The sequence below is a fragment of the Haloarcula sp. KBTZ06 genome, from assembly GCF_048595605.1.
In the GTDB taxonomy this organism is placed as follows: Archaea; Halobacteriota; Halobacteria; order Halobacteriales; family Haloarculaceae; genus Haloarcula; species Haloarcula hispanica.
Genome location: NZ_CP184337.1, coordinates 573801 through 587954 on the forward strand (window position 1 = coordinate 573801; position 14154 = coordinate 587954).

Below are 14154 nucleotides of genomic sequence, written 5' to 3' on the forward strand. Positions count from 1 at the left end.
CTCTCACAGAGGCGCGTATTACGCGCTTCGACTTCCCCTCACCGCGCGGGGAGGTCCGAGACGAACTGTTTCAGGATCTGCTCCTCCGCGCGGTGGAGGGTTTCACTGCAGGTCGACTTCGCGATACCGACGCGGTCCGCCAGTTCCGTTAGCGAGCACTCCCGCGGCGTGTCGTAATAGCCCGCGTCGATGGCCTCCTGTACCAGTTCCAGTTGGCTCTCGGTGAGCACCTGCTCGGTTTCGAGGTGTTGCTGGATGCGGTCGACGCTGAAGGAGATACCGAACTCCTCCAGTTGCTCGCCGAGTTCGGAGAGCCGCTCCTGTGGCGCCGATATCTCCCAGACGGCCTCGCCGTTGGACAGGGTGAACGGCATCTCAAGCGGGACGCCCGAGCCCTGGACTGGGAAGAGCAGGAGCGGCATCGACGTCTCGAACTGAATCAGCGCGCTGTCGTCCCGGTGTGAAAGTATCTCAAGGGTCGTGACCGATTCCCGGTTCTCGATATCACGGAGGACCGCTGGGAGGTCGTCCGATGTGATCTCCGCGAGCCCGACACCGGAGTCCTCGCCGGGGAGGGCAGACAGGATGCGAAACGTCGCGTCGTCGTACGCTCGCGAGATGTCGCCGATCCAGATCTCGTCCGGAATCGTGAGCGTGAGTTCAGCGTGTGGCATTGGTGTATCCGAATATATTCGCCCGACCCCCGCGTCCGTAATCCCGAACATGTTCGCATAGTCGTGATGGGGATAAGAAACTTGGGGAGTGGTGTCACACACTATCACCACGAGATCAGGTCGCGCAAAACCATTGAGCCGAACATCTCCGGGTATGGCGAACGCTTATTCCGCCGGCCGCTGGCCGTCCGGTATGGAACGCGTCTCGCTGACTCGGACGGTCCCAGCCGACCCAGAGACAGTCACCGACCTGATAACTGACGTGGAGCCGTTTATGCTTGCGGCAGGGTTCGACGAGGTGACACTCGACGGGGACGACCTCGGCATCACGAACCGTGTCGGACTCTTCGAAATCGAACTGGACCTCGAAATCGTCGAAACTGACGCAGTGCTGCGGTACGAGCAACGGCAGGGCATCTTCGAGTCGATGATGACGGAGTACACGGTCGAGGCCGTCGACGGCGGGACTGAAGTCACGGCGACGACGGAGTACAGCGCGCTCGACCTCCCGGTGCTCGGCGAGATGATCGATTCGACCGTTATCTCACGACAGCGCAAGAAGGAACTGAACAAGCAGTTCGACTGGCTGGTCGAACGGGTGTCGTAGCAATACGTGTGATAAAGTCGCTCAGACGAATTCCTCTCTGCAATCCGTTGTGTATAATAACCCGAACATCTTCGGGATAGGACCGAGGGACGCCCGCCGTCAACCGGTACATATGAGCCATTCCCACGAGGACGTGCCTCCGGTTACAACCGAGGTTCACGACAACTCCTGGTCGGCGAACCTGGAGACGCCTGCACACGCCGAAGACCCCGACGTGGTCGTCGAACAGGCCATCGACGCCGTCGAGATGACGACGGCGGGGAACCACGTCAATCTGGTGAGCCACGCCGACCACGGCCACCCGGAAACCTACCTGTTCGATGCGCTGGCGGAGGCGTTCGGCGAGACCATTTCAGTGGAGTACGTCCAGCAGTGTGGCTGTGGGGGCCACGTCACCCGCGTCCATCGGGAGGCATAGATGCGGGGGAAACTCGACCTCGACGAGCAGCCGCTCGTGCTGATCTGGGAGGTGACGCAGGCCTGTGAACTGGCGTGTAAACACTGCCGGGCCGACGCCCAGCCGCGCCGCCACCCCGACGAGCTATCGACGGCGGAGGGGAAGGCACTGCTGGACCAGGCCCGCGACTTCGGCGACGGCCAGCTGGTCGTCCTCTCGGGCGGGGACCCGCTCGCCCGCGAGGACCTCCCGGAACTCATCGACTACGGGACCGAGCAGGGCCTCCGGATGACGCTGACCCCAAGCGGGACGAACTCGATCACGCGGGACCGACTGGCCGAACTCGACGACGCCGGACTCCGGCGGCTGGCCCTGTCCATCGACGGCGGCGACAGCGAATATCACGACACCTTCCGGGGCGAATCCGGGAGCTTCGAGGCGACGATGGCAGCGGCCGAGGCGGCCCGCAACCTCGATATCCCGTTGCAGATCAACACCACCGTCTGCGCCGAGACGGTCGAGCAACTGCCGGCGATCCGGGACCTCGTCGCGGACCTCGATGCGGTGCTGTGGTCGGTGTTCTTCCTCGTCCCGGTCGGCCGCGGGCGGGTGCTGACGCCGATTGCCCCCGAGCGGGCGGAGCGCGTGCTGTCGTGGCTCCACGAGGTCAGCGAAGAGGCATCGTTCGGCCTCAAGACGACCGAAGCACCCCATTACCGGCGCGTCGCGATTCAGAACCAGGAGGACGGTGCCGGCGGGCTCAAACGCCGGATGGGTATACGCGCCGGCAAGGGCTTTGCCTTCGTGAGCCACACCGGCGAGGTGTTCCCCTCCGGGTTCCTTCCGAAATCGGCGGGCAGCGTTCGAGAGGAAAGCGTCGTGGACATTTACCGGGACTCACCGCTGTTCCAGCAGCTCAGGGACGACGACGCGCTGACAGGCAAGTGCGGGGCCTGCCGGTACCGAACAGTCTGTGGCGGCAGTCGGTCGCGAGCGTACGCGACGACGGGGGACCCGCTGGCGGCGGACCCCCTCTGTGATTATCAGCCGGATGGGTTCGAGGGGTCGGTTCCCGATCAGCACCCAGCAGATTGAGGGGGTTTTTCACTCCGTGGGAACGCGCCTCGCCCGTTTTGTAATGTGGTGTCACAGTAACTCATATGAGCGACTCCGGCATTAGAGTAGAGCTGTCGGTCGACACCCCTGGGGCCTGTCCGGTGGCGAGCGTCTCGGACGAGGCGGGCGCGGCCGTGACCGACGTCGCCCGAAGCAGCCCAGATGAAGACGGGCAAGTCATCGAAGAGTTCACCGCGACGGGCACTGACGAAGGGGCAATCGAGGCCCGGGAGGACATGGACAAGGTGTTCGCGACGGGCAACGGCTCCCGCTACCAGTTCTCACGGTCGCGAACTGAGTGCGTCTGCGAGGCGGTCGAAACATACGACTGTCCGGTCGCTGATATCCGCGCCGAGGGCGGACAGCTCCACCTGACCTTCCACGCTCCCGATGTCGACCGGGTGCGCGCTATCGTGACACGGCTGAAAGAACTGTACGACGGCGTCTCGCTCCGGTCGATGCGGCGGAACGGCGACGTTGACCCGGTGGACTCGATCCTCGTCGACCGAAGTAAACTCACCGACCGGCAACAGGAGGTACTCGAAACCGCCGTCGAGATGGGGTACTTCGAGTATCCGAAAGGGGCCAACGCCGGTGACGTGGCGTCGGAACTGGATATCTCCGTCTCGACGTTCGCTGAACACCTCGCAGCCGCCCAGACGAAACTGCTCGACAGTATCATCGCGGAGTAGGCCCACAGCGCGTCGCTACTACTGCCATCGACGGGCGAACGCCGCTAACAGGAGATACGTATAGAGAAGTGCACCGAGAGCTCCAGCCGCTGTGCCGACCGATATTATCCAGCCGAACCGACCGATAAGACCGAGTAGCTGAACGCCGAGCCCACCACCGAGCAGTCCAATCGTCACCAGCGCTGTCCGGTCGTTCGCGTAGGGCCAGACGCCGACCGCCGGTGGGTAGAACTGGAATGCCGCCCCGACCACGGTGAGTCCGAGAAAGCCCGCCAGCATCGCCCGATAGTGTGCGGTGACCAGCGCCGGACTCCGACCGGTTACGGCGAGAACCAGTCCGAGTCCGATACCGACGACCCCGGCCACGACCGCCAACAGCACCGCGTAGAACCCGACGCGGCGGCGCTCCGACCGCAGGAAGAGAACGATATACGACAGTACGAATCCAACGACTGCGACAGCTTCGATGACGCCACCGACAAGGAGGAGTTCGGGGTCGAACAGCCCGAAGGCAAGCAGCGCGGGACCGCCAGCGCCGGCAGCGATGACCACCGTAACGACTGGTCGCGGCGCTTCAGCGACCAGGAACCGGGGAAACAGCCGGAAACCGACGCCGAAGACGAACAGCGCCGCCGTCCCTGCAGCGAGCAGGTGCGAGAGTTGCTGTGGGAGAATCGACTCGAAGCCAACAGCCGTGGCGAGCGCGCCACCCGCGGCGAATGCGAGGTAGCCGAGCGCTATCGGGACCGCGACGTTGGCGGTTCGGTCGACCGGCTCCCGATGGGCGTTTGGACCGCCGGTCCCAGTCGCCGCGCCGGTGACGTTGCCGCGAATCGTCCACCCCACCGTCCCGAGAAACACCGCGACGCCGCCTGCCCAGAGCGTGGTTCCGACGGGCTGGAGCCACGGTGGACCGAACGGCGCGAGCGCTAGCCCTGCTGTACCGAGGACGGACAGCGGGAACTGCACGGCCGGCCCCCGATCCCACGCGAGGTCCCGGTTGAAGTACGACGGTACGAGCGCGTAGGCCTTTCCGAACAGGACGTGCAGGACGAACCCGTACAGGCCGAGCGTGACGACGACGCGGCGGGGCGCGGCGACCGCCATCGCGGCGTGGAAGCCGACGAAAAACAGCGCGCTGGCGGTGACGAACCACCGCGAGACGCGCTCGGGACGCATCTCACTCCGGCCGGATCGTGACGTGCCACTCCTCGTCGGCGACCTGTTCCGTGTCGTACTGGTATCCCTTTCTCGTGAGAACGTCGTACAGCGGCACCGGTTCGAAACTGTTCACCAGCCGGAGCGCCTCGCTCTCGCCGACGGAATCGAGGGCGTTCATGATCTGTTCGAACGGTTCTCCGTCGACGTCCCGAACGTCGAGTTCCTGTACCGACTCCTGGTGATCTGTGCTCATACGTTCGACGACGGTCCCCGCCAGTCAGGCGCTTGTCCCGAACATGTTCGTCTTCGTGGCGGTACAGTACTCGTGGTCCGAGCCCGAACGGATCGCCAATACCACTGCGTTACTCCCGGTATCGCGCTACCGCAGCGTGGTGTAGCTCAGTCCAGCAATCGCGACGAACTGCAGCGAGCGCAGGACCAGCACGGCCTGCTGGACGTGTGGATCGCCGGCGTAGAAGCTCTGCATCGAGAAGAAGAAGTAGACCGCGATGGCGTTCTCGGCGAGCATCGCGACGGCGAAAGCGATGAGACCGGCGACGAGTCCCGTCCGGAACGTCGCGTAGTTGCGGAGCCAGACGCCAAGCAGCGGGAGCAGCAATAGGACGTTGAGTCCCGCGAGCGCTGCCGCGGCAGTGATGAGCGGTCCCATCGCCATCAGCGACACCTCTCTATATCTGTCCCCGTCATTCGTCCATCTTCTCCACGATTTCCTCGAAGGTGTCGCGGTAGTTGTCGAACCGGTCGGTCAGGAAGTAGAGTTTGGCGTACTCCTCGTCGCCGGACTCGACTACGTCGTGGTCCTCAAGCTGTTCCATGTGATGCCTGATCGTCTTGTAGCCCACGTCGAGTTCGTCGGCGAGTTCGTTGGCGTTCATCGGTCGGTCCGAGAGGGCGTCGATGATACGCGCCCGGTTGGCGCCGCCGCGCGTCGCCGTCAGCAGATACCAGAGCGCTTTCTCCATCCCACTGTCCTCCCGGGACCTGCGTCTGCCCGTCGTATAGTCCTGTCTCTCCCCGTCGAACAGCGCGCTGGACTCGGATGCATATGCCACGATGGGATACCGGAGTCAAGACCGGCGGCGGGTAAAGCGTTTCTTCGCACTCTCTACCGAGACTGTTCCAATTTCGGGGCGACTGTCCGCGTCGGCTGCTGACTGCTGGCCACTCAGCGAACCGCCGCCGTCGCGTCGGCCATGATGTCGATGGCCTCCTTCAGCGTCTCCATGTCCGTCGCGTAGGAGATTCGGGCGTAGCCCGCGCCGTGCTCGCCGAAGGCGTCGCCGGGAACGACTACGACGCCGCGGTCGATGACCTCGTCCACCCAGCCGTCGGGGACCTTCGGCATCGCGTAGAACGCGCCCTTGGGCGTCGGACAGTCGAGTCCCATCTCGTCGAGGCCGTCCAGCAGCACGTCCCGGCGCTCCTGGAAGGCGTCGCGCATCTCCGAAACCTGGTCCTGCGGCCCGCTCAGTGCTGCCTCGGCGGCGTACTGGGCCGGAGCCGACGCACAGGCCTGCGCGTACTGGTGGACGCGCAGCATCCGCTCGATGCGGTCGGTCGCGCCGGTGACCCAGCCGAGCCGCCAGCCCGTCATCGAGTAGGCCTTCGAGCAGGCGTTGACGACGACGACGTTGCCCGTGTCGCTGAACTCCGCCGGCGAGCGGTGCTCGCCCTCGAACACCTGGTGTTCGTACACTTCGTCGGAAATACACAGCACGTCGTGCTCGTCGGCAATGCGGGCGAACGCCCGCATGTCTTCGGGTGACTGCACCGCTCCAGTCGGGTTCGCCGGGGAATTGACGACGAACGCTGCCGTGTCGTCGGTGATGGCCTCCTCGACGGTTTCGGGGGCCATCGTGAGATCCTCACGCAGCGGGACCGGTCGCGGCGTCCCCCCGGCCAGATGGGTCAGCGCGTCGTAGGAGACGAACCCCGGGTCCGGGAAGATGACCTCCTGCCCCTCGTCGACGTGGGCCTCCAGCGCGATGTGCAGCGCCTCGCTCCCGCCCGAGGTGGCGATGATGTCCCCGGGGTCGACGTCGAGGTCGTTGTCCCGCTTGTGCTTGGCGGCGATGGCCTCCCGGAGTTCCTCGGTTCCCTTGTTCGACGTGTAGGCGTCGACTTCCCCCGCCTGAATTGCCTCGACGGCCGCCTGTCGGGCGTGCTCCGGCGTCGGGAAGTCCGGCTGGCCGAGGCCGAGGTTGATGGCGTCCTCGCCCGCCGCCTCGAACACTTCGCGGATGCCAGAGATCGATACCTGCTCTACCCGCCGGGAGAATCCAGTCATATTCTGTTTGGGGGCGGCCGGCCCGATAATTCTTCCTTGTGCTGCGGTAGCATTAGCGGCGTCCGTCTGTTCTGTCGCTATTGCCGACCGGTATAAACTATTATAACGTTCATAACTGTACCTTTATATATCAGAAAACAAGATAAACACGTATTTATAAAGTAGCATATATAATTTTGTTTATTAGACACCGGGCTGCATGAGGAATTATATATTAATTTTATAACCCACCCATATTTAGTGGGAGTCGGATGTCCCGACATACCCTACCGAAACCGTCCAGAAGATCAGTTATCAAGGCACTCGGCTCCGCTGTAACCGTCGCAGCTTTTGGTGGAGAAGCCACTGCATCACAAGAATCTGATACAGAAGAGTATCTGATCGGTGTGTCAAATGATAGGAACGCTTCAGACGTTCATGACAAAATAAAAGAACGGTCTGACCTCGAACAGCTCGATATTATCGACGTGAACGAGTCACTTTCGTATCTTCGCTCAGCAGTCCCGCAGAAATTCAAGGGCGAAATCCTTCCGACAGTCGAAGGAATTGACGGGGTCAAATATACGGAATTCAACCACGTTCGCGAGCCGATCGCCACGGTTCCGAACGATCCGAGGTTCGGCAGCCAGTACGCGCCACAACTGGTCAATGCCCCGAAAGCATGGGACATTACGTTCGGAAGCGAAGACGTCACCATCGCCGTCATAGACACCGGTACAGATTACACCCATCCCGACCTCGACGGGCAGTTCGGGAGCCAGAAAGGACGGGACTTCGTCGACAACGACGACGATCCCGCCCCGCAATCCGCTCAGCACGGGACACACGTCTCCGGTATCGCTGCCGGCGAAACGAACGACGAAACCGGTATCGCAGGTGTCAGTAACTCTCGGCTCCTGAGTTGCCGTGCACTCGGCCCGAACGGGGGCCGAACCGCCGATATCGCTAACGCCGTCCAGTGGGCGACTGAGCAGGGGGCGGACATTATCAATATGTCTCTCGGTGGCGGCGGCTACAACCAGACAATGAAAAACGCGGTCTCAAACGCGTGGGATCAGGGTGTTCTCCTCATCTGTGCAGCCGGGAATCATAAGGACAGTGATCCACCAAGCCAGCAGGACGTGTCGTACCCAGCGGCCTACGAAGAATGCGTCGCCGTTGGTGCCGTCGATAGCAACAAGAGTCCGACCGAGTTCTCGAACTACGGCGAGAAGGTCGACATTGCGGCACCGGGCAATGACATACTCTCATCCGTTCCGGGGGGAGACTACGCGCAGTTCCCCGGGACGTCGATGGCGAGTCCTGCTGTCGCCGGCGTCGCTGCGCTCGGTCTCGACAAACATGATTGGTCCGTCAGCCAGACCCGACAGAACCTTCTCGACACCGCCCAGCCTCTGGACGCAGACGGCCAGTTCGTCGGTTTCGGCCTCGCGGATGCATACAACTTCGTAACCGCCGGTGGCGGAACCGAAAACGAACCGCCGATCGTGACGCTCAACGACGATTCACGAACTGTCACTGTGAATAAAGAGATCATATTCGATGCCAGCGGCTCCCGTGATCCCGACGGCTCGATAACGAACTACCGCTGGGAGTTCGGCGACGGCTCTGAACCCATCGAGGGTGCGGACGCGACGGAGGTCAGCCACACGTACACCAGTACCGGCGACTACACCGTCACCGTCACTGTGACTGACAACGACGGTGCCGAGGCGACCACGTCAGTCAGCGTCTCCGTCACCGATGAATCGAAGGACCGTCTCACCGAAGAGTTGTCCGGGTCACTCGATGGGATGCTCGATTATGACAAGCAGACGTACTCCCTCAAGACGGAGTCGCCCATGCAGCTGATCCTCAGCCTCGATGGCCCATCTGACGCCGACTTCGACCTCTATGTCTCCTTCGACGGTCGCACGCCCACTCCGAACGACTACGACCGCGCGTCCTATACGCAGGACAGTAGCGAACAGATAATCATCGACGACTTCTCACAGGTCAGCGAGATCGGCATACTCGTGTATGTCTACAGCGGAAGCGGAGACTACACACTCACACTGGAGGAAATCGGAAAAACGGGCTCGTAATCTAATTGCTGTTCTCTCGTTTCGACTGGTCCCGTACGTAGCGCTCCTCTCGCTCTTCCACTTTCAGTTCAGCGGGATTTCACGCTGGCTTTGACATCGCAATTGCGCCGCCACCGCCGACGCTCACTCGCCTCGCCGCTGGCGGGGCCTACCGGACCACGGACATCGCAATTGCGCCACCGCCACCAACGCTCACTCGCTTCGATGGCGGCGGTTCATTAGCGAACCACAGACATCGCAATTGCGCCACCGCCACCGACGCTCATCCCCACGATACCGCGGTGATGATCCGCTCGCTCCATCGCGTACAGCATCGTGGTCGTGAGGATACCGCCGCTGGCTCCGATAGGATGCCCGAGCGCCACCGCGCCGCCGAGGGGGTTGTGCTTCTCGGCGGGGATGTCGAGTTCGTCGGCGACGTACACCATCTGCGCGGCGAAGGCCTCGTTGAGTTCGAAGTGGTCCACGTCGGCGACGGCGAGGTCGTTGCGCTCAAGCAGTTTAGCGACGACGTCCCGAACCGCGATGGAGAACTCCGACGGGTCGCGGTAGGCGACGGCGTAGTCCTCGACGTGAGCCATCGGTCCCAGCCCCTCGCGCTCTACCGTCTCGGCGTCGGCCAGCACCACCGCTCCCGCCCCATCGGAGAGTTTCGAAGCGTTGCCGGCGGTGATCGTACCGCCGTCTGCAAACGCCGGTGGGAGCGCCGCCAGCTGGTCTACCGTCGTGTCCGGCCGCGGTCCCTCGTCCTCCGTTACGAGGCCGTCAGCCGTTTCCACCGGGACGAGTTCCTCGGTGAACTTACCGGACTGGATGGACTCGACGGCCCGGTGGTTGCTCCGTCGAGCGTACTCGTCCTGGGCCTCGCGGCTGATGTCGTGCTCGGCGGCGAGTTCCTCCGTCAACGTGCCCATGTGGGCGTCGTAGTGCTTGTCCCACAGCGAGTCCCAGATCATCGCGTCGACAAGTTCGCTGTTCCCGTGTCGGCGGCCGCCGCGCATGTCCGGTACGAGATACGGCGCGTTCGACATCGACTCCATGCCGCCGGCGAGACACACCGATGCCCGACCGGCCTCGATGCGGTCGGCGGCGGTCATAATCGCCCGCAGTCCCGACCCCGAGGCCTCGTTCAGCGTCGTCGCGGCGACGCTGTCTGGAAGCGGTGACTCGACGACGACCTGTCGGGCCGGCACCTGGCCGACGCCCGCCTGTACCGCGTTTCCGAGGCCGACCCAGTCGACACTGTCTTCGTCGACGCCGGTTCGGTCGAGCAGTCCCTCGACGGCTGTAGTACCGAGCTCTATCGCGCTTCGCTCTGCGAGCCCTCCCAGCAGTTCACCGTGTGCGGTGCGTGCGCCGTCTACCAGAACCACATCCGTCATACGGCCTACATGAACCTGAGCCTACAATACTGTTCGCCCGACGATGGACGGCGTCTTACAGCGGGAGCAAGGCGAAAGCCCACCCCTTCAGGGGTGTGGATGAAGCCGACAACCCGGCAGCTTCGCCTGTAGCCTCACTCAGCCGGAGTTTTATAACCGGTGACACCGTATGCATGACCACACCGAGGCGGATCAGCCGCCCAGATAAACGGATAATATCGGGATTCGGGCCACGCTACGTCCAAAAGAATCCCTTTCGGGCCGCTGGCTGTGGATTCCGACACACGGTAACTCTGAATCCCCATACCGGGGATAGGAGTAACGGCAGCTTGGCCCCGCCAGGAGTCCGGTCATGCCGACCTGGCTACAAACCTGAAAATCCCAACCTAGCGGTGCGGTGCCGCGGGAATCCCGCGCCTTCAGGCGTGGGAGGAGGTCAATCCTCGGTTGCCGTCCGCAGTTCCTCGATAGCCGTCTCCAGTCGCCGGAGCGTCGCATCAGCGTCGGTGTAGCCTTGCTCGTACTCGCCGTAGGCGTCGTCGGCCTCGTTCAGGAACGCTTCGACGGCGTCGTGCATCTCGTGGTCGCTCATGGCTGTCCCGACGGTAGCCGACCGGAAAAGTCCCGCTACTTGCTGGTTACTGCGTCACATCGTAGTCGACGCTCGCGTCGCGGAGGGCGTCGGTCACACGACCGACGGTGTCTTGTGTCGCCACGACGACAGCGTCGAGTCCCCGTGATGCGGCAGCAGCGGCCACCTCGCCCGCCGCGAAGTGCGTCGTCGGTTCGATGTCGGCATCGCGGAGCGCGACGACGGACTCGACGCCTGCGGCGGTGACGATGGGGGCGTCCGCACAGGCCGCGGCGATGTCGTCGACGTTCTCGACCGGCCCCGACCGGACCGGCGGGACCTGTATCACGCTGACGTGGCCGGGGTTGAGGTCGATGACGCCCTCGAAGCCCGTGACGCCGACGACCTCGCCTTCCGCGGCGCTGGTCGTGGTCACGCCCGTCGCGTCGCCACCGCCGGGATGGGCGTGTAACAGGCCGTCCGACAGCGAGAGCGTCACCGTCTCGCCTTCCGCCAGGTCCGCCGTGGCGATGGCGGCGTCCTCCTGCACGCTACCGAGCACGTCGTCGGTGACGTGGTCGGCGAACCGGCGCACGTCGGTCGCGGACTGGAACACCCAGTCGACGCCCTCCTTCGTGACGCGGTAGCGCGACCGCCCTTCCTTCTCGACTAAGCCGTCGTCGACGAGTTCACGGATGTACTCGCTGACGGCCTGGCTCGTCACACCGACAGCGTCGGCGATTTCGCCCTGACTCACTGCGGGCTGGCGCTCGGCGATCTCCACGAGGACCCGAAACCGCGTTGCGGCCCGCTTGTTCTCCAGGACGTCGACCATACAGGAATCACGGGAGTCGCAGGTAAAAATACCACCGACACTGTCAGGCCGAGATATTCGGCTGCAGTCCGGCCACCTGCGATGTGTCTCGTCCCCATGCCCGACAATATAAGCCTCCCCGGTGCTGACTGGACGGCGATGACAGCCAGCTACGACGACCGGGCGCTCCTGCTCTGGGAGACGCTCGTCGTCGCGGACCTCCACGTCGGCCGGGGCACCGGCGGGAACCTCGAACTCCCGGTCGGGTCCGGTTCGGACATGGTCCAGCGGTTCCAGTCGCTCGTCGAGCGCCATGACCCAGCGGAGGTCATTATCGCCGGCGACCTCCTCCACTCGTTCCAGACGGTTCCCCGGTCGGTCGAAAGTACCGTGGCAGGGCTCAAAAGCGCCTGTCAGGCGGCCGGGGCTCGCCTGCTTGTGACGCCGGGTAACCACGACACGATGCTCGACAGCGTGTGGGACGGCCCGACCGAAACGACGTATCGCGTCGGCGAAACCGTCGTCTGTCACGGCCACGAGGCACCCGACGTTGATGCCGAGCGCTACGTCGTTGGACACGACCATCCGACGATCAGCATCGAGGGTCAGCGCCAACCCTGCTATCTCGTCGGGAGCGGCCAGTACCGCGGCAGCGACGTGGTGATGCTCCCGTCGTTCAACAGGCTGAACGCCGGCGTGGAGGTCAACGAGATGCGGGCCAGCGACTTTCAGTCCCCGCTCGTTACTGATGCCGACCGATTAGAGCCGGTAGTCTGGGACGAGAGCGGGCGGGAGACCCTGTCGTTCCCGCCGCTGGGTGAGTTCCGTCGAATGTTATAACGGTAAATATTTGAGCTACGACGGTGGACGCTGGAACATGGTTCAGACAGAAATCGCGCTGGGTCTCATCGCGATTACGCTGCTTTCGCTACTGTTGCTGTACTTCGCGACGATAAAGTACGTCTCGGAAGTCCTCGAAGGGGAGGGACACGACCACGAGGGAAACACGAATAGCGGCGGTCCGGCCGCATAGGCCGCCGTTTCCTTCCTGAAGTCGTATCGGCGTTTTCCTTATCGAAGCAGATCAGCGGCGACCTTGCCGCTTTCCAGCGCGCCCTGTATCGACGACCAGCGGGTGTAGTCGCCGGCCAGCACCGCGTTTCCGTCCGGCGCTGTCGGGTCCGGGAGCGACTCCCGGTACCCCGGCGGCTGGGCGAACTGTGCGAACGGGACGCGGTCGGTCCGGAGCAGTTCCAGCGCCTCGAAGCTCGCGTTCGGGTACCACGACTGAAGCGCGTCACGGACCTCGGCGGCCAGCTGCTCGTCGCCCGCTTCGGGCGTCCCGAGGAACGTGGCGCTGTACAACTCCATCCCAGCGGGCGCGTACTCGCTGGCGACGGCCGACAGCGGCGCGACGGTGTTCGGTCGGTCGTCCGCCGCGTTGAGGATGATGCGCTGTCCGGTCGTCGGCGCGCGGTTTGTCGGGAGCGCGAAGTACTGGGTGACACAGCCGACGGGCTCGGTCGGGATGGCGTCGATGTCCGTCAACTCCGCCGCGGTCTGCGGGTCCGTCGCGACGACGGCGCTCTCGGCTGACACCGTCTCGTTGCCCACTTCGGCAGTGACCTCGCCTTCGTGGGTTTCCAGGTCCGTCACGGCCGCGTCGGTTTCGATGGTCGCGCCCGCCGAGCGAGCGCGGTCGGCGAGCTGTCGCGGCATCGCCTGCATCCCGTCGGCGGGGACGAATATCTCGCCCTCGCTCAGCATCTTGTAGGTGTACTCGAAGATGCTGCTGTCGGTTCCGAGCGAGCGGTCGAGCGTGATGCCACCGTAGAACGGCGCGGCGAACCGCTCGACGAACCGCTGTGAGAAGCCGTAGTCGGCGAGGTACTCCCGGATGGTCCGCCCGTCACGGGAGAGCAGTTCGACGGGCTCGACGTTGGCCAGCTCGCGCTGGAGCCGGAACAGCCGGAGCTTGTCGGCCGTGCGAACGTCCGTGTTGAGTAGTGTCTGTGGTGCTGCCGAGGGATTGCGGAGCGGGTCCGACAGCACCGAACGGTGGTTCGGGCTGGCGATTGTCGCCCCCGGCGTGAACGTCCGCGGCGACAGCGCCTCGATGTCGAGTTCGCGCTTCGCCGCGGGGTAGGCGGTGAACATGACCTGAAACCCGCGGTCGAACGTGTAGCCGTCTTCGTGGGCCGTCCGGACGCGACCGCCCACGTCCGAGCGCTGCTCGAAGACTGTCACGTCTCGGCCCGACTCGGCCAGGTGCCGGGCGGCGACCAGTCCGGCGAGCCCGCCCCCAGCGACGACGACATCTGTCATACCTCCCAGTTCGGCCGCCCGGG

Annotated in this window: 17 protein-coding genes; 7 read left to right on the plus strand and 10 right to left on the minus strand. The window is 63.9% G+C overall.

Annotated elements, in window-relative coordinates; all coding sequences use genetic code 11:
• Nucleotides 1-38: 38 nt before the first annotated feature.
• The gene (locus tag ACNO8S_RS03075) at nucleotides 39-674 is read right to left on the minus strand and encodes a helix-turn-helix domain-containing protein (RefSeq protein ID WP_008310589.1); all 636 of its coding nucleotides are present in this window, start codon (nucleotides 672-674) and stop codon (nucleotides 39-41) included.
• Nucleotides 675-867: 193 nt separating this feature from the next.
• Between ACNO8S_RS03075 and ACNO8S_RS03080 the strand changes: the two genes are divergently transcribed.
• From ACNO8S_RS03080 to ACNO8S_RS03095, 4 genes are all read left to right on the plus strand, one after another.
• Nucleotides 868-1281, plus strand: coding sequence for an SRPBCC family protein (locus ACNO8S_RS03080; RefSeq protein WP_174878656.1), 414 nt, complete (start codon nucleotides 868-870; stop codon nucleotides 1279-1281).
• 112 nt (nucleotides 1282-1393) lie between these two features.
• Nucleotides 1394-1699: a CGCGG family rSAM-modified RiPP protein gene (locus ACNO8S_RS03085; RefSeq protein WP_008310586.1), complete on the plus strand. Its 306-nt coding sequence runs from the start codon at nucleotides 1394-1396 to the stop codon at nucleotides 1697-1699.
• Entirely contained in the window at nucleotides 1700-2773 is a 1074-nt protein-coding gene (locus ACNO8S_RS03090) for a radical SAM protein (protein WP_420182458.1), read from the plus strand.
• A gap of 65 nt (nucleotides 2774-2838) precedes the next feature.
• Nucleotides 2839-3486 (plus strand): helix-turn-helix domain-containing protein, encoded by a 648-nt coding sequence (locus ACNO8S_RS03095; protein WP_023843143.1) that lies wholly within the window; start codon nucleotides 2839-2841, stop codon nucleotides 3484-3486.
• Nucleotides 3487-3504: 18 nt separating this feature from the next.
• Here the strand turns inward: ACNO8S_RS03095 and ACNO8S_RS03100 are convergent, their stop codons facing one another.
• The 5 genes from ACNO8S_RS03100 to ACNO8S_RS03120 form a co-directional block, all read right to left on the minus strand.
• Nucleotides 3505-4665, minus strand: a complete 1161-nt coding sequence (locus ACNO8S_RS03100) for a hypothetical protein (RefSeq protein ID WP_420182459.1) — start codon at nucleotides 4663-4665, stop codon at nucleotides 3505-3507.
• Nucleotide 4666: 1 nt separating this feature from the next.
• Nucleotides 4667-4900: a DUF2249 domain-containing protein gene (locus ACNO8S_RS03105; protein ID WP_008310578.1), complete on the minus strand. Its 234-nt coding sequence runs from the start codon at nucleotides 4898-4900 to the stop codon at nucleotides 4667-4669.
• A 126-nt stretch (nucleotides 4901-5026) separates the two neighbouring features.
• Nucleotides 5027-5323 carry a hypothetical protein gene (locus tag ACNO8S_RS03110; protein WP_044951700.1) on the minus strand — a complete coding sequence of 99 codons (297 nt, stop codon included), beginning with the start codon at nucleotides 5321-5323 and terminating at the stop codon, nucleotides 5027-5029.
• A 28-nt stretch (nucleotides 5324-5351) separates the two neighbouring features.
• Nucleotides 5352-5630 (minus strand): ArsR/SmtB family transcription factor, encoded by a 279-nt coding sequence (locus tag ACNO8S_RS03115; protein ID WP_004593670.1) that lies wholly within the window; start codon nucleotides 5628-5630, stop codon nucleotides 5352-5354.
• Nucleotides 5631-5833: 203 nt separating this feature from the next.
• Nucleotides 5834-6955, minus strand: a complete 1122-nt coding sequence (locus ACNO8S_RS03120; protein ID WP_014039664.1) for a pyridoxal phosphate-dependent aminotransferase — start codon at nucleotides 6953-6955, stop codon at nucleotides 5834-5836.
• A 467-nt stretch (nucleotides 6956-7422) separates the two neighbouring features.
• Here ACNO8S_RS03120 and ACNO8S_RS03125 point away from each other — a divergent pair, with 467 nt between their 5' ends.
• Nucleotides 7423-9039, plus strand: a complete 1617-nt coding sequence (locus ACNO8S_RS03125; RefSeq protein WP_420182460.1) for a S8 family serine peptidase — start codon at nucleotides 7423-7425, stop codon at nucleotides 9037-9039.
• Between the two features lie 218 nt (nucleotides 9040-9257).
• Here the strand turns inward: ACNO8S_RS03125 and ACNO8S_RS03130 are convergent, their stop codons facing one another.
• The 3 genes from ACNO8S_RS03130 to ACNO8S_RS03140 all read right to left on the minus strand — a co-directional run bounded on the left by ACNO8S_RS03130 (nucleotide 9258) and on the right by ACNO8S_RS03140 (nucleotide 11827).
• Complete coding sequence (locus ACNO8S_RS03130; protein ID WP_420182461.1) at nucleotides 9258-10421, minus strand: thiolase family protein; 1164 nt, start codon at nucleotides 10419-10421, stop codon at nucleotides 9258-9260.
• 436 nt (nucleotides 10422-10857) lie between these two features.
• Nucleotides 10858-11013 carry a hypothetical protein gene (locus tag ACNO8S_RS03135; RefSeq protein WP_014039667.1) on the minus strand — a complete coding sequence of 52 codons (156 nt, stop codon included), beginning with the start codon at nucleotides 11011-11013 and terminating at the stop codon, nucleotides 10858-10860.
• Nucleotides 11014-11059: 46 nt separating this feature from the next.
• Entirely contained in the window at nucleotides 11060-11827 is a 768-nt protein-coding gene (locus tag ACNO8S_RS03140; RefSeq protein WP_151146922.1) for a MarR family transcriptional regulator, read from the minus strand.
• 81 nt (nucleotides 11828-11908) lie between these two features.
• Here ACNO8S_RS03140 and ACNO8S_RS03145 point away from each other — a divergent pair, with 81 nt between their 5' ends.
• The gene (locus tag ACNO8S_RS03145; RefSeq protein ID WP_207210964.1) at nucleotides 11909-12646 is read left to right on the plus strand and encodes a metallophosphoesterase; all 738 of its coding nucleotides are present in this window, start codon (nucleotides 11909-11911) and stop codon (nucleotides 12644-12646) included.
• A 37-nt stretch (nucleotides 12647-12683) separates the two neighbouring features.
• Nucleotides 12684-12839 (plus strand): hypothetical protein, encoded by a 156-nt coding sequence (locus ACNO8S_RS03150; protein WP_008310556.1) that lies wholly within the window; start codon nucleotides 12684-12686, stop codon nucleotides 12837-12839.
• Nucleotides 12840-12877: 38 nt separating this feature from the next.
• Here ACNO8S_RS03150 and ACNO8S_RS03155 read toward each other — a convergent pair whose 3' ends face one another.
• The gene (locus ACNO8S_RS03155; RefSeq protein ID WP_420182462.1) at nucleotides 12878-14131 is read right to left on the minus strand and encodes an NAD(P)/FAD-dependent oxidoreductase; all 1254 of its coding nucleotides are present in this window, start codon (nucleotides 14129-14131) and stop codon (nucleotides 12878-12880) included.
• Between the last annotated feature and the right edge of the window lie 23 nt (nucleotides 14132-14154).

Excerpts from the sequence above, each read along its gene's own strand:
- ACNO8S_RS03155 (WP_420182462.1), bottom strand. The coding sequence starts at position 14,131 with ATGACAGATGTCGTCGTCGCTGGGGGCGGGCTCGCCGGACTGGTCGCC.
- ACNO8S_RS03115 (WP_004593670.1), bottom strand. The coding sequence starts at position 5,630 with ATGGAGAAAGCGCTCTGGTATCTGCTGACGGCGACGCGCGGCGGCGCC.
- ACNO8S_RS03080 (WP_174878656.1), top strand. The coding sequence starts at position 868 with ATGGAACGCGTCTCGCTGACTCGGACGGTCCCAGCCGACCCAGAGACA.
- ACNO8S_RS03100 (WP_420182459.1), bottom strand. The coding sequence starts at position 4,665 with ATGCGTCCCGAGCGCGTCTCGCGGTGGTTCGTCACCGCCAGCGCGCTG.
- ACNO8S_RS03140 (WP_151146922.1), bottom strand. The coding sequence starts at position 11,827 with ATGGTCGACGTCCTGGAGAACAAGCGGGCCGCAACGCGGTTTCGGGTC.
- ACNO8S_RS03105 (WP_008310578.1), bottom strand. The coding sequence starts at position 4,900 with ATGAGCACAGATCACCAGGAGTCGGTACAGGAACTCGACGTTCGGGAC.
- ACNO8S_RS03150 (WP_008310556.1), top strand. The coding sequence starts at position 12,684 with ATGGTTCAGACAGAAATCGCGCTGGGTCTCATCGCGATTACGCTGCTT.
- ACNO8S_RS03145 (WP_207210964.1), top strand. The coding sequence starts at position 11,909 with ATGTGTCTCGTCCCCATGCCCGACAATATAAGCCTCCCCGGTGCTGAC.
- ACNO8S_RS03075 (WP_008310589.1), bottom strand. The coding sequence starts at position 674 with ATGCCACACGCTGAACTCACGCTCACGATTCCGGACGAGATCTGGATC.
- ACNO8S_RS03130 (WP_420182461.1), bottom strand. The coding sequence starts at position 10,421 with ATGACGGATGTGGTTCTGGTAGACGGCGCACGCACCGCACACGGTGAA.
- ACNO8S_RS03135 (WP_014039667.1), bottom strand. The coding sequence starts at position 11,013 with ATGAGCGACCACGAGATGCACGACGCCGTCGAAGCGTTCCTGAACGAG.
- ACNO8S_RS03110 (WP_044951700.1), bottom strand. The coding sequence starts at position 5,323 with ATGGCGATGGGACCGCTCATCACTGCCGCGGCAGCGCTCGCGGGACTC.
- ACNO8S_RS03085 (WP_008310586.1), top strand. The coding sequence starts at position 1,394 with ATGAGCCATTCCCACGAGGACGTGCCTCCGGTTACAACCGAGGTTCAC.
- ACNO8S_RS03120 (WP_014039664.1), bottom strand. The coding sequence starts at position 6,955 with ATGACTGGATTCTCCCGGCGGGTAGAGCAGGTATCGATCTCTGGCATC.
- ACNO8S_RS03095 (WP_023843143.1), top strand. The coding sequence starts at position 2,839 with ATGAGCGACTCCGGCATTAGAGTAGAGCTGTCGGTCGACACCCCTGGG.
- ACNO8S_RS03090 (WP_420182458.1), top strand. The coding sequence starts at position 1,700 with ATGCGGGGGAAACTCGACCTCGACGAGCAGCCGCTCGTGCTGATCTGG.